Here is a 23,641-nt window from a genome sequence, read left to right on the forward strand (position 1 = left end):
CAAAGTTCAGATTAAGGTTGAGAAATGGAAGCGATCGCAATTATTGGTCTAGGTTGTCGTTTTCCTGGTGCCAGAAACCCGGAGGAGTATTGGCGGCTCCTATGTAACGGGGTAGATGCCATTATAGAGGTACCAGCAGATCGGTGGGATATCGATGCTTTCTACGATCCTAAACCTGGTACTCCAGGAAAAATGAGTACTCGGTGGGGTGGCTTTTTAGAACAAGTAGATCAATTTGACCCCCAATTTTTCGGAATTACTCCGAGAGAGGCAGTTTATATCGACCCCCAGCAGCGACTTTTGTTAGAGGTAGCTTGGGAGGCCCTGGACAATGCTGGGCAGGTGGTAGAAAAACTAGCCCACAGTAACACAGGTGTTTTTGTTGGTATTTCTGCCAGCGATTACCACCAGCGCTTTCAGCAAGGAGGGTATAGTGTCATCAATGCCTACATGGGGACTGGCAATGCTTTAAGTATTGCTGCTAACCGCCTCTCCTACCTATTTGATTTTCGAGGACCGAGTATGGCGATTGACACAGCCTGTTCCTCTTCATTGGTGGCTGTGCATCTTGCCTGTCAAAGTCTGCAGAGTAGAGAGTCTAATTTAGCCTTGGCCGGTGGAGTTAATCTACTGCTGTCTCCGGAGTTGACCATCATTGTCTCTCAGGCACAAATGATGGCTACGGATGGGCGTTGTAAGACCTTTGATGCTAGAGCCAACGGTTATGTCCGGGGAGAAGGCTGCGGTATTGTAGTACTCAAACGTCTGGAGGATGCGATTAGAGACAATGACAATATCATTGCTCTGATCAAGGGTTCAGCCGTTAACCAAGATGGCCGTAGCAACGGACTTACCGCTCCCAATGGTCTGTCTCAAGAAGCAGTTATCCGCCAAGCCTTGGCAAATGCTGGAGTGGCACCAGCTCAAATTAACTATGTTGAAGCTCACGGTACAGGCACTCCCCTAGGAGACCCAATTGAGGCCGAAGCACTAGGGGCTGTGTTGAGTCAAGACCGTTCCCCGGACAACCCCTGCATGATTGGTTCCGCTAAAACCAATATCGGTCATCTAGAATCTGCCGCTGGCATTGCTGGTCTAATTAAGGTAGCGCTATCGTTACATCATGGCAAAATACCACCGAGCCTGCATTTCCAAAAACCGAATCCCTATATTCCGTTCGAGAAACTTCTGCTTCAGGTACAGCAAACCCTGACCCCTTGGCCGGAAAAGGATGGTCTAGCTTTGGCTGGATTGAGTTCCTTTGGTTTTGGCGGAACTAACGCCCATGTGATTCTAGGGCAAGCTCCCCAAGGGGATGAGGAGTTGGGGAAAAACAACTTTGTCTATCCTGGAATCTCCTCATCACCTTATCTGCTTCCCCTATCTGCTCGCACTCCAGAAGCTCTGAGAGCTTTAGCTCAAGAGTATCAGGAATTCCTAGCACCAGCAGCGTCTGGTAGCACTGCCTCATTATCAGACATCTGTTATACAGCTAGTGTACGACGTTCTAATCATGACCACCGTTTGTCTCTGGTATTTCAAAACTGTGATGAACTAACCGAGGGCCTTGAAGCATTTTGCTCTGGAGAAACTTACTCCGGTCTGTCTTGGGGTCGTAAGCAACGGAACCGCCGTCCTAAGCTAGTTTTTGTCTTTTCTGGTCAAGGACCCCAATGGTGGGGGATGGGGCGTGAATTATTATCTACCGAACCGGTCTTTTGCTCCACTATAGAGAAGTGCGATCGGCTGCTACGCTCTTATGCCAGCTGGTCACTGCTGGAAGAACTGACCGCTAATGAGTCAACATCCCGCTTGGCAGAAACTGAGATTGCCCAGCCAGCTATTTTTGCCTTGCAAGTCGCTTTAGCTGCTTTGTGGCGGTCTTGGGGAATAGAACCCAATGCCATAATCGGGCATAGCGTGGGAGAAGTAGCAGCAGCTCATGTTGCGGGAGCTCTAAGCTTGGAGGATGCAGTCCAAGTTGTTTTCCACCGTGCTCGCTTCATGCAGCAGGGAACAGGTCTTGGGAAAATGGCAGCTGTGGACTTGTCCGTAGCTGAGGCAGAGGAACTCTTAGCTAAGTATGCCGGTCGTCTGTCTATTGCTGCCATCAATAGTCCTACCTCACTTGTTCTATCAGGTGAAGCAGCAGCCCTGGAAGAAGTGCTTGAGTCCCTTGAGCAGGGACAGATTTTCTGTAAGATGATGCGGGTGAATTATGCTTTCCACAGTCCCCACATGGAGCCGTTTCAAGATCAATTAGTGCGATCGCTTCAAGGAATTACACCTCAAACTGCATCTATTCCAATCATCTCAACCGTCACAGGTCTAGCTCATCAGGGTGAAAATTTTGATGCTGGCTACTGGGGACGCAATATCAGAGAGCCAGTGCGTTTTGCCCCTGCAATTGATCAACTTATCAAGACCAAGCATAATCTATTTGTTGAGATTAGCCCCCACCCAGTCCTAGGGATAAATATCTCCCAGTGTCTGAAGAACTCGGGCAAAAACGGAACAGTATTGCCTTCTCTACGCCGACAGCAACGGGAACGAGCAGTTATGTTGGGTTCTTTGGGTACTCTCTACACCCAGGGCTACCCAGTAGACTGGAGCCGACGCTATCCATCTGGGGGTCAGTTTGTTTCGTTGCCCTCTTATCCTTGGCAGCGATCGCGTTACTGGTTGGAGGTAGTTCCTAACTCAACCGAACAGGAGAGTTCAGGGGTAACCGTAACCCTGAGCATGCCATCAGAACTTAATGGGAAATCCACCCCTAATCATGGTGTCGCACCAGAAGCCAAGCCAAGTTTAACCCGTGCTAAATTGCTGGCGGCAGAACCAGAGGAACGCCAGGGACTGTTGGAATCTTACTTGACAGAATTATTAGCCAGGGTTATGGGAATTGCTGTCAGCCAACTGGACTTACAGCAGCCCCTTCATAGCTTAGGACTTGACTCCATAGTGGGTGTTGAGCTAAGGAATCAAATTGAGACTGATCTGGAGGTGGTTGTTCCTCTAGAATACTTCATTAGTTTAAGCATTGAGGATTTTATCACCCAAGTTTTCCTGCTGGTTGTTAAAGAAGCCAAATCATCACCTAATCAAGGAACTCAAGGCAAACCCAGCACTACGGACTCGATGGATTCAACTAATGAGTCTTCAGGGACAATCACCTCTTCAGAGAAGGTAGTACCTCAAGCCAATCTTTGGGTCACCCGTCCAAAGCCGAATCCCCAAGCAAAACTACGTCTATTCTGCTTCCCCTATGCGGGAGCTGGTGCTTCTATCTTCCGCTCTTGGTTAGAATTGCTACCACCAGACATTGAGGTTTGTTCAATTCAATTGCCTGGGCGAGAAAACCGACTCGAAGAAGAGCCATTTACTCGCCTCTCACCTCTGATTCAGGCCCTAACACCTGTTTTGCGTCCTTACTTAGACATTCCTTTTGCCTTTTTCGGTCACAGTTTAGGAGCGTTAATTAGCTTTGAGCTTGCCCGTGAGTTACGCAAACAGAACTTACCTAGCCCAGTTCACGTATTTGTTTCTGCAAGCCTTGCTCCTCAGCTACCGGATCTGAATCTACCCATCCATCGACTGCCTGATGATGAGTTTATCCAGTCACTAGGTCGCTTAAATGGAACACCAGAGGAAACATTACAAAATCCTGAGCTGATGGAGCTATTCCTCCCGGTGTTGCGAGCAGACTTTGCGATTTTGGAAACTTACTTCTACTCCAGCGCAGATCCCCTCGATTGCCCAATCACAGTGTTTGGTGGCAAATCCGACCCCAAAGTCAGTCATTTGGAACTAGAGGCTTGGCGGAACCAGACCCAGAGAGACTTCACCCTGCAAATGTTTCCCGGCGACCACTTCTTCCTCAAGAGCCATCACCAGCTTTTATTGGATGCGATCGCTACCCAACTTAGCCCACCTGTCAAGGTGATGGGGTGATGGGGTGATGGGGTGGTGTCAAATCCTACTCCCTAATCGAGAGTGGTATGCCACCCAGATACTATTCCTCTAATTACTAATTACTAACCACTAACCAGTGTTTTCACAAAGCAGCAAAATCTTTCAACCTTGGCCTTTGGCCACGCTACGCGAACAACTAACTAACCTTTAACCTTGGCCTTTGGCCACGCTACGCGAACAACTAACTAACCTTTAACCTTGGCCTTTGGCCACGCTACGCGAACAACCAACTAACCTTCAACCTATTTAAGAATAAAATTACCATGCCTGTTATTGCTGCTACTGCCTTCACGTTTCCCGAGCACTACTATGCTCAAGAAGTACTAGCTACAGCGGTCAAAAAGTTTTGCATCGCGATGAATCTAGATTTTGATCTTGATACCATCGACCGCTTTTTCACCAATGTCAATATCAAAGGGCGTTATTTCACCCACTCCCTAGATGACTTCTTTGAACCACCGACTCCCGGAGTCACTGCTCAGCGGTCTATAGACCTTGCTGTTGATAACTTTGAAAAAACTCTGCGGTCATTATTCTGTTCAAGCGGCATCGACCCCGAGGAAATCGCATTAATCGCCTCCTCCACACTCACCATTTCGGTTCCCCCCCTGGAAGCTCGGTTAATGAATCGCATCCCTTTCTCACGGTACATCAAACGACTACCAATGTTTGGCTATGGCTGCATGGGTGGAGTAGCAGGTATAGCGCGAGTAGCAGAGTACCTAGAGGGACACCCCAAGGATGCTGCAATTTTCTTTGCTGGTGAACTGTCCTCTGCTCTGTGGCAGGGTTCCTTGCAAATGGAATTGCAAACAATGATTTCTAAACTACCAGACGACCCCTCTCTCTACAGCGAAATCATTTGCTCTATCGTTACTGCTGCATTGTTTGCTGATGGTACGGGAGCAGTTTTAATGGTAGGTCGCGATCATCCCTTAGCCAAGCCAAGTCAACCTCGGGTAATTGATATTGGATCAATCTTGCTTCCCAATACCACTCACTTGATGGGAATGGATATTGCCGATACCGGGTTCAGGAATATTCTCAGACCCGAAGTGTCTGACCATGTCAAAGCAGGACTGCGAGAGGTGATTGACCCACTTCTCAACAAGCATAACTTATCAACAGATGATATATCCTGCTGGATTGTGCATCCGGGTGGACCCAAGGTAATTAAAGCTATACAAGAAGAGTTTGGACTGACTCAGGAGGCAGTACAGCTGAGCTGGGACACGTTAGAAAAAGTTGGCAATATGTCCTCATCATCTGTGCTCTATATACTCAATGAAGTCTTATCTCAAGAGCAGCCAAGTGCAGGTAGTTATGGTTTGATGGTCGGAATGGGACCAGGTTTATCCCAGGAAATTTTGCTATTGCAATGGTAGGGAGCACTCAATGATTACTAAGGTTATCTTTGTGCTTGTTGTAGTTGCGGTCATTTTACAGCGACTGATTGAGCTTCGTATCAGCAAACAGAATGCAGCATACTTGCTTACTAAGGGAGGACAGGAATATGGCTCAAATTCCCTTTGGATAGTGAAAGTATTGCAGGTGAGCTGGTTCGGAGCAATGATTAGCGAGGTTTGGTGGCTCAACCGTCCCTTTATCCCAGGATTGGCAGCAATCACGCTGATCCTTAGTCTAGCGGGTCAAGGCTTGCGGTATTTATCAATGCGATCGCTAAAAAAGCGTTGGACTCTTCCCATCATCACCTTCCCAGGCAAGCCTGTAGTTGACTCAGGAATTTACCATTACCTAAAACATCCCAATTGGCTAGGAGTAATTCTGGAAATCGCCACTTTACCCCTGATCCATACTGCATATCTCACCACTATCGTTTTCAGCATCGCCAATGCTCTATTAATGAGTCGGCGTATTCACACTGAAGAACAAGCCTTAAGCGAAGACACCAACTATGCTGATGTTTTTGCCAATCGACCCCGTTTTATTCCAGTCATTGGATTTATTAAAGGAGCTAATAGTTCTAGATGAGAGTTGGTATTAATCCTGAAAACTTGCTCGAAAAGAGTGCCCTTGCCTTGGGGCAAGTACCCCAACCTGCGATCGAAACTCAAGCCTGCCTGGTTTTAGCCCGATCTCTGATCGCAGCAACAAAGCTAGGTGTGTTTGAAGCCCTAGGGTCAAGTTCACTTTCCGCCCAAGAGATTGCTGCACGGTGTAATCTCAACAAGCGTGCTTTAACCCAGCTTTTAGATGCTCTTGTTGCTACAGATTACCTTGCCAAGGAGGGAAATTGCTATACCTTGGCTCCAGTTGCCCGTAAATGGCTACTAAGTCACAATGAGTCGTCACTTTACGATTATACGATTAGCCGGCTTTTGGCCTGGGAATGGCTCACCCACTTAGAAGACTTCATCCGCACTGGAAACCCTCTACAATCTCATGATAAAATGACTAGCCATCACTGGCAACTTTATCATCGGGGTATGCGCTCAATAGCTAGCGTTGCTGCTCCTGAGGTAGTCAAATGCACACCTCTACCAACCGGTGCTCAGAAAATGCTAGATGTTGGTGGCTCTCACGGCTATTTTTCAGTAATGCTCTGCCGCCGCTACCCTGAGCTTAAAGCCGTCATTCTGGATTTACCTGAGGGCATTGAATATGCAGCACCACTCCTTGCCGAGGAAGGCATGGGCGATCGCGTGGTGTACCAAACTGGCAATGTTCTTAAAGAGGATCTAGGCACCAATGTCTATGACTTAATCTTTATGGCTAACCTAATACACCACTTTGATGAAAAAAACAATATTGAGCTATTTCAGCGTTTGGCTCAAGCTCTAAGACCTGGAGGCTATCTAGTCGTTCAGAAAACTATATTTCCTTCCAAAGAAGATGGACAACTGGGTGCATTGGGGAATTTGTTTTTCTCCTTGACCAGTGCTGGTAGTAACTGGTCGTTCTCTGAGATAGCTCAATGGCAACAAAAGGCAGGTTTAGTTCCCCGCAAACCCATTCAGTTCCGGCGAACACCAGCCACTGGTCAACAGGTGGCAGTAAAGCCCTAAGCCTGTTGGACGGACACACTTGTTAGTTATTATAGCAGTTCTCAAATTGAGAACTGCTATATATGTCTCTAATTACTAAAAAGTATTTACCATCAATATTTTGAATATAAAATATGTTAAAGGTTTATTACCGAATTATTATTTCCTGTTGGAAAACCTTTGGGATCAGCCACTGGTTTTTTTTATGGGTATTTCTGCCACCCTTAGCTTTTATTTTGGTTAGACTAACCCTGGCTTTAGATGAAATTTTCTTTTCTAAGTATCGTGACATTAAAGTGGTGAAACCGATATTTATCATTGGACATCCTCGGAGTGGAACTACTTTCCTGCATCATTTATTAACCCAGACAGAAGAATTTACCACATTCAAAGCTTGGCATATTTTTGTTCCATCACTCACAGCTCGTATTTTATTTAAACCTCTGGTTAACTATTTAGTTAAACACAATCTTAACTCCCTGATACCTGATGATATTGGACATGGAATTTCCATTGATAGAGTAGAAGAAGAAGAACTATTATTCCTTCACAAAGCCGATACTCAATTTGTGCTTTTAACGACACCGTTAGCCTTTGATGATCAGGAGCATCCGGAGCTTCGCTTCCATGATCAACAACCAGCATCTCGTCGTCGAAGTTCAGTAAAATTTTTTGAAAGTTGTTTAAAGCGGCATATCTATTACACAGGAAAAAAACAAGTAATTGCGCAAATTCATTTTTCTACTCACCGCATTAAAACATTGCTAGAAATATTTCCAGATGCCAAATTTATCTATTTAGTTCGTTCACCTCACGAAACAATTCCTTCTCATCTTTCCCTGGATCGAAATTTTCTCGAAAACCAATGGGGAATAAAAACTATACCACCGGATAAACTAAAACGATATGAACAAAGGCGATATCGCTATAATGTCGATCTTTATCGCTATTTTTATCGTCTGACAAAAAATCAAGAGATACCAGAAAATAACGGCATGATTATGCCCTATAATTTATTAATATCTGATTTAGAGAAAGCCTTCGAAAAAATAGTTAAATTTACTGGAATTAATCCCAGCAATCAATTAAAAGTTTGTATCAACAAACAAGCCCAACAACAGACAAACTATAAACGCCAACATCGTGTCAGAAATCTTGAAGAATTTAACTTAACAAGAGAGCAGATTATGAAAGATCTTTCATTTGTTTATGAGGAGTACAACTTTGACAAGATCACCAATAGACTATAAATAACAATAAACGGAAACCATCAGCTCTTAGTTAACACGCTACTTGAAATTAATGTAAATGCATCTATAGCAGTCGAAGTAAAGGTTAAAACATATTTCGATTCCCTGTCCCTGTTCTCTTTTCCCTTTGGTATATGTCCTAAACCTTAAAGGGTGACAAGGGTAGTGAAAAGCAGTCGTGAAGGGGAGTGTAGCCAAAAGAGCCAAAAAATATTAGGGTGGTCTATGACTACCCTAAAATCTAAAAAATGCTACCGACATTATATCAGACAGTGCTGGAAAAGCATCTCAATGAGAAAGAAAATCTAACAATCCAACTACTAATATTAATGGTTCAAAGCTTCCGCCAAGTGAAATTATCAACCAAGGCCGCGTGTGTTTCCTCAACCCATCAACTATGAAAGTAGACTAAGGAATCTACAAAGATTTTTAGTATTACCACAATGGAATGTCAAACTGTTATGGTTTCCCATAGTCAAATACTGGTTGAAACAAGAATATCTGGGAAAGCAGCTGAATCGAGAGCAAAGAAGAAGACGGAAAAAACTCAAACATTATAAGTGGGGAAAAGTTTTATTAGTCATAGACAGAACTCAATGGAAAAAAAGAAATTTAGCGATGCAGCAAGGGAACAGGGGAGGCAGCGCGGTCTTGGGGAGGCAGCGCGGTCTTGGGGGTTTCCCCCACTCGCTATTGCCGTGGTTCCCCCCACTCGCGCTTTGCCGTGGTTTCCCCCACTCGCTATTGCATCAAGACAATGATGGTGAGTCTAGTTTGGGGGAAACACGCTTTGCCAGTATATTGGCAGCTAATGTCTAAAAAAGGAAGCAGTGATTTATCGTTTCAAAAAAGAGTACTACAACCAGTTATTAAGCTGATAAAACCTTATCCTGTGGTCGTGGAGATAGGGAATTTCATAGCGCCCACTTGGGAATCTGGCTGAGACAGAGGGGAGTAGACTTTATTCTTCGCCAAAAAAAGAGTGCTTATGTTCAACACAACGGTTCGGAGTATCAAGCTTTGAAAGAGATGGGGTTTCAGCCGGGAGAAACTCAATTTTTTCGGGATATTTATTGTAACAAGGAGTATCAACTCTCTCCCTTTAATTTGGCAGTTCGCTGGAAACGAAAATATCGAGGTAAGCACCATAAACAACCTTGGTACTTACTGACCAATTTATCTAATCTCCAGGAAACTTTAGCTGTTTATCGAGCTAGATGGGGAATTGAAACAATGTTTAAAGATTGTAAGACAGGGGGCTATAATGCGCGAACAAACTCGGGTCAACTCTACTCGTTTACTTGCTCTTGTTCTGGTCATTGCCTTTGCTTATACTCTCTCTACCTTTATGGGATATTCATTAGAATATACTTCCCTTTCTCTTTATGTTACTACTACTCATAAAAATCAGCAACAACTTGATCCACACCATAGTCATTTTAAGATCGGACTATTGACTTATGCCTGGGTTAATGCCATGACTTTATGGTCTGAACTTACCAACACTTTAATGAGTCTCAAACCTAATAAATATCTCTATTTTCAGCGAGGCTTGAAGGCTCTATCCCAATTACAGCAACAGTTAGACCTGTATTGTCATCCTTAAAGGTCCTAAACTATACTTCCGAAGCTATAATTTTATGATTACTATATATAGTGTGTTTTTAATTAAAAACACACTATATGTGTAAACTGCATTGTTAACAAGCAAAACAGCGATGCAGGTTGGTATTGGGGGAAACCCCCACTCGCGCTTTGCATCAACACAAGGCAAATTTTATTAAGAACTATACCCTGTTTATTGAGAAGATGCTTTTATGCTGCTCTTTTCATCCGTAAATCCTCTGATATAACCCCTTCCAAGCAGAACGCCAACTTAATATAGACAATAAAGTTTTAACTACACCAATGATGCTTTGAATTTGGTAACTAAGATAAACTCGGATTGCCCATCCTCTGATCAGGATTTTAGGTAAGTAGATGAATATCGACTTGAGCATCACCAAAATGCCTTGGGTAGAGTACGTAACATACATAATATCAGCTAAACTTTTGTGCAATTTTTGCTGTTTATTTCCTATCAATAAAACTGGTTCACTATCCCAAGGATCGAATGCCTTAAACTTTGTGGAGAAATCCCAATGTGGACGGACAAACATCTTGGCACGATCGTTAAGCATACAAGCAACGAAGCTGAAAGTGCTATTACTGGTACAAACTACATCACATTGACTCAACATAAAGAAATCGATATAGAAGTCTAAGTCTAATTCTTTCATCCTTTCTGGCAACCGAATTTTTAAGTCGCCTGTAGTCACGGGAGAAAATTTATCAAAGTCATGAATTATACTATCGAGATCGTCACTGCATAGCAAAAGAACTGGATCTTCCAATTCTTTCCATATCCCTTCGAGCCATTCACAATACCATTTTGTAGGAAACACCAATGTGAAACCGGCTCGTGGTTCTTTTATGAAATCCCCTCGTCGAATGTGAATACCAACGATTGTTTTGCCTTTGGAGCGAAGACTTTTTAACCCATCCTCTAAAGGAGCTTTAAGATCGATTACGGGTTGAAACAAGGAGCGAAAATATTGCTGATGAGGTTTTAGGCATCGAGTATGGAAGTTAAAAATACCCCAAAGATCTAAATTAGCTAAACCTATTTCTAAAACTTCTGAACCAACCATGGAGCTCTTTGAATTTGCTAGTTTTTCCAAGTAAGGAATTAATTCGGGAATTACCTTAAATATCATTTTTGTCAGATTTCCACGATCAATTGCAGGAGGTAAGCGCTTGGAAATGGGTGCATCGTTATGTCCAAAAATAGTCTGACCAATCCAAGCAGGACATTCTACTTTGGCTCCACTCTTTTCTGCACAGATTTTCAAGGAAGCATATTGAAAAAGCTGATTGCCAAAACGACCAAATTGTCCAATAGACGACATGGTTAATACTGGCTGAACATCACCTGCATCTTCGTTAACTAAGCAGGATTTAGTGTCTTCAGCTTCTTGTTTAAAACCGTCCAAAATTCTAAATATTCTCTCTATATCACTCTGGAAATTGTAATTGGTATTTGCTATTGTTTCTGATGAATGATCATGATTAGACATAAAATTATTCCTTTTAATAATTATCTGATGGTTTTGTTGAATAAGTGTTTATTCTAAAATAGGGAATAGGGTAGAAGTGTTTTTCGAAGCTTAAGTATATTGATAGCAGTTATCAATTCGGTGAGGTAGAAAGTCCTGGGTTTTAGGGAGCAGGCAGTAGGCAGGAGGCAGTAGCGATGCATCGCTTTTGTCGTACTTCCTGCTCTGTTGAGAATAATAATAGACAAACATCAGACCTAAACTTGCTTTTTAAGGGATGAATAGCTCCCGATACTTGTGTAACCAATCGATAAAATGACAAAATATGGCTTAGGAACTGATTCCGCAGCATTCCTAGCGCTGATTGTTAATTGTTAACGGTAGCTAGCATCCAGACGAGTTTATTCCTAACGTTATTCCTATAATGGGGGACAATTCCTCCCAGGGTAGACTGCGGAAATAACGTCTTATTTAACCTAACTATTTTTTTGGGTCTCCCTGTAGAGCGGGAAACGTCTTGAGCAAATCACCCTGCTGATGGAAAGCACTTCTTTGCTGGCAATCACACAAAGTAATTACTATATTAGTATACTAATATACCTCATATGTTGCACTAGCCCCCCAAACCCGTGCATAGTAGGGTTATATAGGAGCTATATAAACGTAGACGCTTTCTTCGACTTGCCGTAGGCTAGTCCAACTTCTCTGTGCAAGTTAAGTGTGTAACAGCTTATTTAAGCTCCATGAATTATAACTTTAAAATAAGGATATTGACAAGTGCAATTTTGGTTATATTAACTAACTTGTCGTTAATGTCATTAGCCAAATCTTCAAGGGATTTTAGCTAAGCTTCTTATTGATTAGGGCAGTACTTCCGACTATCATGATAAATTACGAGACTTTTACCATGACCCATTGTTGGGTAATATTCTCTCCCAGCCACTAAATAGTCACTCAGTAATTACACTAACTTCATCCATTATGACAACTATTTATCTGAGCTTTACACAGATGATAGACAAGCTTGTTAAGATAATGGACAACGAGTGAATTTTTGGTAAATCTAGTGTTGGGAAAGTTTTTCTGTCCCTAGAGGGTGTATGCAAGCTGACTATAGTTACCCTTCACTCTTGGATGTCATGGTGCAATGCAAATGAGAATCGACCCCTCATTTTTTTTCAAATAACTTAAAACCGTTTAATTTTTGAATCTCAGCTCCCATTCATTTCTGAGATATCCAATTCAGGGAAGCAGCTACTACCTAAGTTGATTAGGTAATCTTTACTAGTCCCATGACCTATTGTACAGTTTGAGTTTGGGTATGGCTGTTATTTGTTTAGAAAATCGATTTTTAGTTAAAAAAATAATTTCACTTCAAGAAAACTTTCCGGAATATACCTTAGCTAGGATGTAGCTAACTATTAAGCCAAGCAAATCAATCATTAGTATTGATTTTTTTCATCAATTGATTTACAGCGGATTAGAGAAAAATGAACTCCACCTACATCAATAGCTACAGGCATGATAAAAAACTAAACCCCCTTTCCTTATTGGCTCAATTATCCAGTCGCCATGCCAATGGATGTTTACAAGTATCTAGTGGTTCAGTTTCTTGGTCAATCTATCTAGAAAATGGTAAATTAATCTATGCCTCAAACTCGATCAACCCCTTTGATCGCCTAGACCATTACTTATCTCGTCTAAGTCGTAGAATTCCTACCCTTGTTAGTGCGGTTCGGGTTCAGGTTCGTCTGATCTTTGAAGCCAACTTAAACAGTGATTCAAGTTATCCTTCAGATTACCAAGCAATTTGTTGGTTGGTCAATCAAAATTATCTGAATTCCGTTCAGGCAGCAAGTCTGATCGAAGAATTGGCTGAAGACGTAATCGGTTCTCTGCTGTCAGAAAAAGAAGGAACCTACCAATTACTGGACACTAATCCATCTGAGGATTTGCCTAAATTTTGTAGGCTTGACCTTCGCACAATTGTTGAACACTGTTACGAACAGTTACAACATCAGCCCTCTTCTCAATCAAAGCCAGTGAATAATCCCTATAGCTCTCATTCTGTAGTCCCAATCGGAAATTCTACACCATTGAACTCAATTCACGAATCCTCTCTAAATAACTCGGCTCCATTAGAGCAGAGATTTCAGCATCATACCTCGGTTAATCAACAACCAACGTCTACCAGTAAAACTTACAAGATTGCTTGCATTGATGATAGTACAAGTGTTTTAAATGCCATTAACTCCTTCTTGGAAGATAAAAGTTTCTCTGTTGTCATGATTAATGACCCAGTTAGGGCATTAATGCAAGTTATCCGCATTAAGCCTGACCTAATTTTGCTCGATGTTGCCATGCCAAACTTAGATGGTTATGAGCTATGTTCTCTGTTACGAAAGCATTCACTTTTTAAACATACCCCCATTATTATGGTAACTGGCAATACTGGTTTTCTAGACCGAGCTAAGGCTAAACTTGTTGGAGCATCTGGTTACTTGACTAAACCGTTTAACCAATCCGATCTCCTCAAGATAGTGTTTAAACATCTCAACTAATCATTGGGTAACTATCTACTTTATATCTATGAAAGATAAAAAGCTGAATTCGGTGTTGATTTATTCAGACATTTAGGCTGGTTTTATAAAAAAATATCCCTCTGTTATAGGTTACTATTATAGTTTATAGGTTAGTCTATTGGTTAGAGTTTACCTAACCAATATCTTGGCAAACTCAGCAATTATATATCAACTCACCAATGATCGGTCTCCTAACATAGGTTTACTTGTGAATTAATGAATACGTCAGCACTAGCCCATACCCCCCAGACCTGGTCTCAGTTAGCTAGTATAACCAAACCATCTGAAGAACACAATAATATCGGGGATGCTTATCTTAAATTTTTGTTAAATGAACAAACCCCTGCGGTTATATCTATGCATCAAGCCCAGGAAGTTCTAGTCTTGCCCCAAGAGCGTCTGACCCCCATGCCAAATATGCCCCTGTACGTACAGGGGTTGATGAATCGGCGTTCTCGTGTTTTGTGGGTAATTGATCTAGCTCAAATGCTAGGTTTACCGACCGTAGAAACTAATGTTCAACAGTACAACATAGTGACGCTCCGTAATCAGTCAGCGTCTTTAGGGGTTGCAGTCCAAAGCATTGAAGGGGTGTTGCGACTCACACCCGATTGTATTCAATCTCCACTGGGACAAGTGTCATCGGGTTTGGTTCCCTACTTACGGGGATGCGCTTTGCAAGAGCAAGAAATTTTGTTAGTACTAGATGGTTTGGCAATTATGGCTTCATCTCTTTTACACAACACCTAATTTAACGGGAATTGACTTAAGCTCAATGCCAGCTGGGAATTGTTGATTGTTAATTTAAAACTACCCTCAAACGATACTTTTTTTTAAGATAATAGATATATCAATGCTTTTATAAAAACTAAGTTAGTAGCCAGGTAATGGTGCTTTTTTATGGTGAAACAATTTGATAAATCAATATATAATAATGAAATTAATAAGGATTTAACTAGTCAAGGGGTAACCAAAGACAGGTATCGTCACCATGCCGAATTGGACTCAGTTATAAATGTGACTAGCACAGAACCAACCCAAAACTCCGATCAGGATGGGGTTGAGCTTATAGGCTCCACTGAACCACCTAGCAGTTCCAAAAGCTCTGGGGGTCTTAAACTCAGCTTAAAAACTAAAGTAACATCATTATTCATCACCCTAGGCACTATTCCTGTGCTGCTGATTGGCTCTATTGCCTATCACTTAGCCAACCAATCGATTACCCAAGAAATTTCCCAAAACAACATTGCTAGGGTAGTTAGCCTAGAAGACAACCTCAAGGGCTTCATACAAGACCGCTATGCCGATATTCGATTTCTAGCTACGCTCCCAGTTTTTACTAATTCCAGGAAACAGCAGACCACCTCCCTTTCGGAAAGGCAAGCCCTATTATTAAACCGCTACCTAGACATTTACCAGGTCTACGACAGTATAGCTGTTTTCGACTTAACCGGCAAAGTCATTGCCAAATCTAATCAGACTCCTGTAGATAATCCCAGCTCCCGGTCTTATTTTGAGCAGGTGATCAAGACCAAACAACCGGCGATTAGTCAACCGATACACTCGGATGCGTCTGGTCAGTTATCCCTTTACTTAGCTGCACCGGTACTTGACCAAAATACAAAAAAGCTGGTCGCAGTTATCCAATCCCGGATGCCCATCCAATACCTTCAAGATTCGATCAACCTGATGGGCAGCGATCGCGAAGAACTTTACTTAATCAATACCACCAACGGTAAAATTTTTCTCTCCAACCAAAGCAATATCGTTAATCAGCCCCTAACCAAGGTATTCCCGGACGCCAAGGAACTGCAAACTGCTGACAAACCTGATAGTCTCGTCACGTCTGATCGGGTCAAAAAGCATCAGGATCTGCTAGCCTATACCCCCTTTCGTAAAATCAACAACTTACCCAACCTTCCCTGGGTAGCAGTCATGGCCACCCCAGATGCGATCGCATTTCTGCCCCAGCGGCAATTACTCCTCACCCTGACCCTGGGAACCTTCCTGACCACCTTATTAGTTGCGGCAGTAGCTGTCTATCTAGCTAACCGGTTGACCAGTCCCCTGCTAGCAGCTAGCAACGCAGTGAAAGCCCTTGGGGAAGGGCAACTGGATACCCGTTTGGAGCTGGCGGGAACCGATGAGCTGGCGGTACTTGGGTCAAATATCAACCGCATGGCATCTCAGCTACAGACCCTAGTTGCTAACCAACAAGCTTCCCTAGACAAGGCTCGGTTATTTGCTGATCTTGTCACCCATGCTGCCAAACCTGATCAGAAAGCCCATGCCTTTGATTTAGTGGTGAATGCTGCTAAGGAAAAGTTAGCCGCCGACCGGGTGGTGATCTATTGCTTTGACCCAGGCTATCGGGGAACCATTGTGGCTGAAGCGGTAGACTCCCGTTGGCCAAAAGCAATCGCCAACGAAATCACCGATGCTTGTATTCCCAGAAAATTGCTGGAAGCCTATCGCAAGGGAAGGGTTGTGCCCACCAGTGATGTCCAAGCAGAGAAATATTCCTCGGGCCATATCCAGTTGTTGAACCGACTGCAAGTCAAGGCAAACCTGGTCGTCCCGATTGTGGGGGTGGATAATCTAATTGGCTTATTGGTAGCCCATCAGTGTTCTAGGACTCGGGTATGGCGCACCGATGAGATTGACTTTATACAGGAATTAGCCACCCACTTAGGACTAGCCTTAAGCAGTGCCAGTCTCGCCACAGTGAAGACCGCCGAAGCCGACCGAGCTGGGCAAGTCATTGAGATTACCTCCCGTATCCGGAAATCCTTCACAGTCGAGGAAATCTACCAGTCAGCCATCAGTGGCATCCGAGAAGCTCTGAAAACCGACCGAGTCCTAGTCTATCTGTTTGACGAAAATTGGCAAGGAACCATTGTCGCCGAATCCGTGGGTCATGGCTGGCCGAAATCCCTAGGAGCAGAAATTGCTGACCCCTGCTTTGCCCACCAATATGTGGAAAAGTATCAGCAGGGTAGAGTTAGTGCCTTGGATAACATTTACCAGGCAGACTTGAGTGAGTGTTACTTGGGTCAACTTGAACCGTTTAAAGTCAAAGCTAACCTAGTCGCCCCCATCTTAGGGGAGGACAAATTACTGGGACTGTTGGTCGCCCATCAGTGTTCCGGTACCCGGCATTGGCAAGAATCAGACATCAACTTTTTCAGGCAGATGGCGATTCAATTGGGCTTTGCCCTTGAGCAAGCCAAGCTAGTGGACCAGCTCAAACAAGCCCGCATTGCTGCGGAAGTAGTTTCCCAGGAACAACAGCAACAACGGGAAGCCCTACAGTTGCAACTGTTAGAACTGGTTAATAAAGTGGAAGGAGCTGCCCAAGGTGACCTCACGGTAAGGGCTGAGATCCTCAGTGGAGAAATTGGCACTGTGGCTGATTTCTTCAATGCCGTCATCGAAAGTCTAAGAAGGATTGTTACCCAAGTCAAAACTGCTGCGACTGAGGTACACCAGTCCGTTGGGGAAAATGCCGGAGCTATTCATCAACTGTCTGAAGCCGCACTCCAACAAACCCAGGAAATCACCGACACCCTAGATTCTGTGGCTCAAATGACTGGTTCTATTCAAGAGGTAGCCTTTAATGCCCGCCAAGCCGCTGCTGTCGCCCATACCGCTGCCAATACCGCCCAAAGCGGCACCCACGCTATTGAGCGCTCTGTTGCCAGTATCCTAATCTTGAGAGATACTATAGCAGAAACTGCCAAAAAAGTCAAGCGCCTCGGGGAATCCTCCCAGCAAATTTCCCAAGTGGTGGCATTTATTAACCAAATTGCCCTGCAAACCAACCTATTGTCGATCAACGCTGGCATAGAAGCCGCCCGGGCTGGGGAAGACGGGCAAGGATTTGCAGTGGTGGCCGAAGAAGTTGGAGAACTCGCTGCTCGCGCTGCGACGGCCACCAAAGAAATTGAACAAATTGTAGACAACATCCAACAAGGCACCTCCGAAGTGGTGGAAGCCATGGAACTGGGGACTACCCAAGTGGTCGAAGGCACCTATCTAGTTCAAGAAGCCAAAGACAGTTTTCGTCAAATCCTCAACGTCTCCACCCAAATCGACCAATTCATTCAATCCATATTCCAAGCTACCGTTTCCCAAGCGGAAACCTCAAGCGCTGTGACCAACGTAATGAAAGACATTGCCCAAATCTCAGAACGCACTTACCAGTCAACAGAACATATCTCCCACTCCCTCCAAGACACTGTCAGTATTGCTGAAGAATTACAAACATCGGTTGGCAAGTTTAAAGTTGATCAGAAAAATGACCACTAACCACTAACCACTAACCACTAACCACTAACCACTAACCACTACACATGTCACAGGACAAAGAACTGGAAATTCAGCTACAGTTTCTCGAAGAGGCAAAGGAATACTTAGATACCATTGAATCGGTGCTGCTGGGTTTAGCCAGCGCTCCCATTGATAGTCAGAAAATGGATGGGATTCTGCGAGCGGTTCATTCTGTCAAAGGGGGAGCTGGGATGATGGGATATGGCACCTTGAGTCACCTAGCTCACCGTTTAGAGGATTCATTTAAAGTTCTCAAGGCTAAGAAAAATGCGATCGCAATCGAAAACCAACTCGAAAGTCTACTCCTACAGGGGGTAGACTGTCTGCGCCAGGTACTCGAGATCAACCGCCAGGGCAATCGGGTAGACTCCCAGTGGCTAGAAACCATAGCTAACCCAGTATTTGATCAACTGCACGAGATTCTAGGGGACCCGGTCGCAGATGATGCTACCACTATGCTAGGAGCAGAGGATGGCACTAATGTGACTGCCATGCTGTTTGAAACAGAAGTGGAAGGGTGTCTAGCTCGCCTAGAAGGGGTGTTAGCAGACCCCGAAAAGCCCTGCTTGCTAGAAGAAGTGTCCATCATGGCTCAAGAATTAGGCGGGTTAGGAGAAATGCTGCAGCTTGAGGCTTTTAGCCAGTTGTGCGAAGACATCAATCACCAGCTAGAAGCTGCCCCAGACCAAGTGGAAGCGATCGCCCAACAAGCTCTAATGCTGTGGCGGCAATCCCAGGCGTTGGTACTGGTGGGTCAACTGACTCATTTACCCCGCCGCCTCGAAGCTAGGGAATTTCAGGAGAATGAAGGAGGAGTTACAGACCCAGGGGTAGCAGAGGAAGCTATATTAGTTGGGGAATTGGAAACCGATCAGCCAGAACTACTCGGACAAGGGGATGAGGCATACCAGCCAGACCAGCCAGACCAGCCAGACCAGCCAGACCAGCCAGACCAGCCAGACCAGCCAGACCAGCCAGACCAGCCAGACCAGCCAGACCAGCCAGACCAGCCAGACCAAGGGGAAGTAAAGGTATTTCAATGGGTGGATAGGAATCCCAAGATTTCTTCCCCCTCTCCCTTGTCTTCTCCCCCTCCCTTGTCTTCCCCCCCTTCCCCTGAACCCATCTTCGTGAGGGAGAACAATCAGGAAGACTCCTCAAAAGACCCACACCAGGAAAATACTGTGCGCATTCCTGTGCGACAGTTGGATCGACTCAATGACTTGTTTGGAGAACTGACTATCGAGCGCAATGGTCTTTCCCTGCAACTGGGACGACTTCGCACCCTAGTAGACAACCTTAGCCGCCGGGTCAAGATTCTCGAAGCCTCCAATCACAAGCTGCGCACATCTTATGACCAGATTGCCACCCCAAGAGGAATGGCAGGAAGACAGGGGGATGGGGAAACCAGCAAATCCGAGGGACTTTTCCTGCCATCTTTCGTATCTTCTCCCGCCGCTTCTGACGCTTCCTCTGCTTCCCCTGCTTCCCCTGCTTCCCTAGCTATTACTGTTCAAGGGTTTGATGCCTTAGAGATGGATTCCTACAGCGACTTACACCTGCTATCAAGGGAGGTAATGGAAACCATTGTTCAAATCGAAGAAGTCACCAGCGACTTGGAATTGACCCTAGACGATACTGATAGCATTGCCCATGAATTAAACAAAACCGCCAAGCAGCTGCAAACCAATCTGACTCAGGTTCGGATGCGTCCCTTATCTGATTTAGTGGGACGATTTTCCCGAGCTTTGCGGGACTTGTGTGTGGAGCATGGCAAACAAGTAGAACTCAAGGTAGTGGGGAAAGGTACTCTGATTGACCGCACCATCCTGGAAACCCTGAGTGACCCCCTAATGCATTTATTGCGCAATGCCTTCGACCATGGCATTGAAGACCCTAGCACCCGTCAGGCTATGGGGAAACCGCCAAAGGGAACTATTGAAATCAAAGCCATCCACAGGGGGAACCAGACCCAGCTTACCCTCCGTGATGATGGCAAAGGCATTAATTTAAGTAAAATCCGAGCCAGAGCAGAGGAAATGGGATTAGACCAGGAGCTGCTCGCCAGCGCCAGTGACCAGGAATTGCTGTCTCTGATTTTTGAACCCGGATTTAGTACGGCTGATCAAGTCACCGACCTATCTGGTCGTGGTGTGGGGATGGATGTAGTGCGCAACAACCTCAAGCAAATCCGGGGGAATATCCGAGTCGATACCCAACCCGGTTGGGGAACCACCTTTACCCTCACCGTCCCCTTTACCCTATCGGTAGCACGCATCCTGCTAGTGGAAAGTAACGGCATGCTCTTGGCATTTCCCATCGATGTGATTCAAGAGATGCTGATGCTCAAATCCCAGCAAATCTTAACCACCCTAGGCAACGAAGTCATCAACTGGCAAGGAAAAATGGTGTCCCTGATTCGCCTGAAAAAGTGGCTGAAATTTTACTGTCGCCGTCGGGTCACCACCCTAGAAGAAACCCCGAGCATCAACGAACCTACTATTCTAATTATCAATCAAGCCGAGCAATTAATCGGCCTGTGTGTAGACCGCTCCTGGGGAGAGCGAGAAGTCACCGTGCGTCAAGTAGAAGGAACCCTAGGGTTACCTGATGGATTTAGTGGCTGTACCATTCTCGGTAACGGTCGAGTGGTTCCTCTGGTAGACGCCAACGCCATGGTACGCTGGATAATCAGTTGTCAGCGCACCACTAACCTAGAGAGTTTATCCCCACAACATTGCCCCACCTCAAAGGGATTTGTGGAGCAACAACCTCCCTCAATCGGTATACAACCAAGTACCAAAGACACCATCTTAATCATTGATGACTCGATTAACGTGCGCCGGATGTTGGCATTGGGGTTAGAAAAAGCTGGGTATATTGTAGAACACGCCAAAGATGGTCAGGATGGGATAGAAAAACTGCTTCGGGGATTAGAGGTGAAAGCCATTATTTGTGACATCGAAATGCCCCGGCTGGATGGCTACGGCTTTTTAACTCGGGTCAAAGGAGAGCCGAGCTTAAAGACCTTACCCATTATTATGCTCACCTCCCGGAGTGGCTCTAAGCATCGTCAACTAGCCATGACTTTAGGCGCATCTGCCTATTTTTCTAAGCCTTACAATGAGCGGGAGTTATTGAAAACTTTAAATGAAATTATGGTAGAAGACGTATTGATTTAATATTGCTGGTAAGATCATGTCCGGTTGACTACTTATCATTTTTAGTTGTTCGTCAATTAACAATTAACGATTAATAATTAACGATTAATAATTAACGATTTACCTAAAGACGAAGTGATTAACCGGACTCGACTCCATCGCTTATTTCGTCAAAGTTTCAGCGTTAACGAGGGTGCTATTGAGATCAGACTTAAAAAATAACTCTTCTTAGCTCAACTCCGCCAAACTCGACGATATTGCTTGAGCTTCTCCGAACCAGGGAAGTCTGCACATAGTAGTAGTAATTGAAATGGTCAAAGGTATGACCTGATTCACTACTGGTTGAACTTCCCTCGAAGGTATAAGCAGTTTCGCTTCTGGTATCCGAATTAAAAACTAATCCAGAGACAGTATTAACAGCACCATCACGCTTTCTAATCCGTCGTAGTGCTGCTGTGACACGAGCATTCGTACTTCTTCCCGTCGAATCACGGTAGGAAACACTAATGTTGTTGGCACTTTTAACATTAACAGACACTGGACAAATGACAGTAATTGAACCGGTTTTTTCTGGTTTGAACTTAATCCGTCCCGCCGTGATCAGATAAAGGTCTTGTTGTATAGCAGAATCAATGGGAACACATCCTGCTCCATCCATCACCCAATCAGGAACCTGAGCCAGGGCTTTACTCGCACCAAATGTTGTAGTCTGGGCCAATAACGCTCCGATTAATAGTGCTTTTTTCATGTTTATTTCCTCATCACAACTTGCTCAAGTCAATCTGGGATGCACCTATATAGTTATCACCCAAGTCTTTCCTTTTTACGCAAGAGGATGAATGTCACCTAGAGCAGGGGTGGAGGAATCAGAAAACTCACCCCCCATCCTCTCATCCCTGATTAGATATACAGATATATACAGAGTATGCGTTCGCGTAGCGTAGCCCTTCGGGCTAATCGCGAAGCGTGACCAAAGGTCAATCGCATTCGCTAGTTTTGCGTTGTTTATTTTGCGTTGTTTATTTTGTGTTGTTTATTTTGCGTTATTTGTTTTGCGTTGTTTTTGAATGAGTACACACGGCTTTTGAGATATCCTGTATCGATCCCTTTCCCCAAAAAAAAATAAGAGAGCTGTCTTCAAGCTCTCTTGATCATCAGGGTGCATCTACAATAATCACAATATAGCAGATTTAATGAGGGGTGTCACCCCTCAGCTTAATTTTGCCAAATGGCTGTGCCTTCCACTTCCAGTTAGCGATTGGCACTACCTAGGACAGGTGATGAGAAAGTTTAATCAAATTTGGACAGATTTTCCCTTAGAGCGTTGGTCAACTAATACAAGGTGACATACTCCCACACTGAATCGAAGATTACAGTGTGGGCTTCTTACCAACTCCAGCCATCACTTCGGATACTCGGTAAGCTTTATTAACGACACGGGATGCCCCTCCGCACCGGAACAATACAATAAGTTGTATTTTTTAGCCACGTAAGTGGATGACAAACCAGCATTTTCGGCTTTGTTTATCAGGACATATATTATAGCAATTCTATACATACCCTGTGCAAAATTCATCCCACACCTAATGCTACGCATTAGGTGTGGGATGAATTTTGCCGGACAGCTAACAAAATGCTGAACATATGAATCAAACGAAAATCTATATCATCCCATGCCCTAATTTACCCATTTATCCCTATACCCATGATCAAATTAGATTCGGGAAGAGTTACTGAGGGTGGAATATTCTCGAATCAATAATTAGTACAGAACTTATACACCAAGACCCTTAAAACCCGGTTTCTCTTATCAGTCAAAGGCTGAAATCGGTGTAATTACCCTCAATAACCGGGTTTGCGCCGTAAGTCCTATAGGATTTGTCGAACGTTACGAATTCATAGGCTTTTTAAACAAAGTTTAAGTTAAGCAAATTTCTCTGAACAGAGTCTACCAAAAGTTCAGCCAAGTTGATACATTAATCATAGGCACACAAACCAATCGGAATTCAGGACTGTGCCTCCTGTCCTGAAGAACTTACAGCCCTAGAAACTTAGTCGTAGAGATTAACAAGACATGTAGGGTAAGGTTAGTAAACAGCTAGAGAAAATGTCGCAGAGTCTACCAAAAACTCTTATTATTTGTTAGACTTAAATTAGGGTAACACCGACAGGGATTATTATGTAACTTAAATTAAAGCCGAAAACCAAGGGTTTAATAGTTGCGCTCTCTATCCCGGTGTTATAACT

13 protein-coding genes and 2 pseudogenes are annotated in these 23,641 nt (G+C 44.2%); 12 read left to right on the forward strand and 3 right to left on the reverse strand.

Features of this window, described 5'->3' with window-relative positions:
* The first annotated feature begins 24 nt into the window (after positions 1–24).
* From F6J90_RS41715 to F6J90_RS41740, 6 genes and pseudogenes are all read left to right on the forward strand, one after another.
* Entirely contained in the window at positions 25–3,951 is a 3,927-nt protein-coding gene (locus F6J90_RS41715) for an alpha/beta fold hydrolase (protein ID WP_293108330.1), read from the forward strand.
* 284 nt (positions 3,952–4,235) lie between these two features.
* Complete coding sequence (locus tag F6J90_RS41720; RefSeq protein ID WP_293108333.1) at positions 4,236–5,357, forward strand: 3-oxoacyl-[acyl-carrier-protein] synthase III C-terminal domain-containing protein; 1,122 nt, start codon at positions 4,236–4,238, stop codon at positions 5,355–5,357.
* A 10-nt stretch (positions 5,358–5,367) separates the two neighbouring features.
* Positions 5,368–5,964, forward strand: a complete 597-nt coding sequence (locus F6J90_RS41725) for an isoprenylcysteine carboxylmethyltransferase family protein (RefSeq protein ID WP_293108336.1) — start codon at positions 5,368–5,370, stop codon at positions 5,962–5,964.
* The gene (locus F6J90_RS41730; RefSeq protein WP_293108339.1) at positions 5,961–6,998 is read left to right on the forward strand and encodes a class I SAM-dependent methyltransferase; all 1,038 of its coding nucleotides are present in this window, start codon (positions 5,961–5,963) and stop codon (positions 6,996–6,998) included. Before F6J90_RS41725 ends, F6J90_RS41730 begins: the two co-directional genes overlap by 4 nt.
* A 113-nt stretch (positions 6,999–7,111) precedes the next feature.
* Positions 7,112–8,227, forward strand: coding sequence for a sulfotransferase (locus F6J90_RS41735; RefSeq protein ID WP_293108342.1), 1,116 nt, complete (start codon positions 7,112–7,114; stop codon positions 8,225–8,227).
* A gap of 248 nt (positions 8,228–8,475) precedes the next feature.
* Positions 8,476–8,848 (forward strand): annotated as a pseudogene (locus tag F6J90_RS41740) (IS4 family transposase); the annotation flags it as partial.
* Here F6J90_RS41740 and F6J90_RS41745 read toward each other — a convergent pair.
* Entirely contained in the window at positions 8,808–8,939 is a 132-nt protein-coding gene (locus tag F6J90_RS41745; protein ID WP_293108676.1) for a hypothetical protein, read from the reverse strand. The pseudogene F6J90_RS41740 and the gene F6J90_RS41745 sit on opposite strands and share 41 nt — an antisense overlap.
* A gap of 215 nt (positions 8,940–9,154) precedes the next feature.
* Here F6J90_RS41745 and F6J90_RS43965 point away from each other — a divergent pair.
* Both F6J90_RS43965 and F6J90_RS41750 read left to right on the forward strand, forming a co-directional pair.
* Positions 9,155–9,439, forward strand: a pseudogene (locus tag F6J90_RS43965) (IS4 family transposase); the annotation flags it as partial.
* 52 nt (positions 9,440–9,491) lie between these two features.
* A complete protein-coding gene (locus tag F6J90_RS41750) occupies positions 9,492–9,833 on the forward strand; it encodes a hypothetical protein (RefSeq protein ID WP_293108344.1) in 342 nt (113 codons plus the stop codon).
* Between the two features lie 223 nt (positions 9,834–10,056).
* On the opposite strand, the gene F6J90_RS41755 is transcribed toward F6J90_RS41750, so the two are convergent.
* A complete protein-coding gene (locus tag F6J90_RS41755) occupies positions 10,057–11,343 on the reverse strand; it encodes an alpha-1,2-fucosyltransferase (protein WP_293108347.1) in 1,287 nt (428 codons plus the stop codon).
* A 1,469-nt stretch (positions 11,344–12,812) separates the two neighbouring features.
* Between F6J90_RS41755 and F6J90_RS41760 the strand changes: the two genes are divergently transcribed.
* From F6J90_RS41760 to F6J90_RS41775, 4 genes are all read left to right on the forward strand, one after another.
* Complete coding sequence (locus F6J90_RS41760; protein WP_293108349.1) at positions 12,813–13,883, forward strand: response regulator; 1,071 nt, start codon at positions 12,813–12,815, stop codon at positions 13,881–13,883.
* A 237-nt stretch (positions 13,884–14,120) separates the two neighbouring features.
* Entirely contained in the window at positions 14,121–14,654 is a 534-nt protein-coding gene (locus F6J90_RS41765; protein WP_293064374.1) for a chemotaxis protein CheW, read from the forward strand.
* 150 nt (positions 14,655–14,804) lie between these two features.
* Positions 14,805–18,212, forward strand: a complete 3,408-nt coding sequence (locus F6J90_RS41770) for a GAF domain-containing protein (RefSeq protein WP_293108352.1) — start codon at positions 14,805–14,807, stop codon at positions 18,210–18,212.
* Positions 18,213–18,256: 44 nt separating this feature from the next.
* Entirely contained in the window at positions 18,257–21,415 is a 3,159-nt protein-coding gene (locus tag F6J90_RS41775) for a response regulator (protein WP_293108355.1), read from the forward strand.
* Between the two features lie 190 nt (positions 21,416–21,605).
* Here the strand turns inward: F6J90_RS41775 and F6J90_RS41780 are convergent, their stop codons facing one another.
* Positions 21,606–22,142, reverse strand: a complete 537-nt coding sequence (locus F6J90_RS41780) for a hypothetical protein (RefSeq protein ID WP_293108358.1) — start codon at positions 22,140–22,142, stop codon at positions 21,606–21,608.
* Between the last annotated feature and the right edge of the window lie 1,499 nt (positions 22,143–23,641).

This window comes from Moorena sp. SIOASIH (genome assembly GCF_010671925.1).
GTDB lineage: Bacteria > Cyanobacteriota > Cyanobacteriia > Cyanobacteriales > Coleofasciculaceae > Moorena.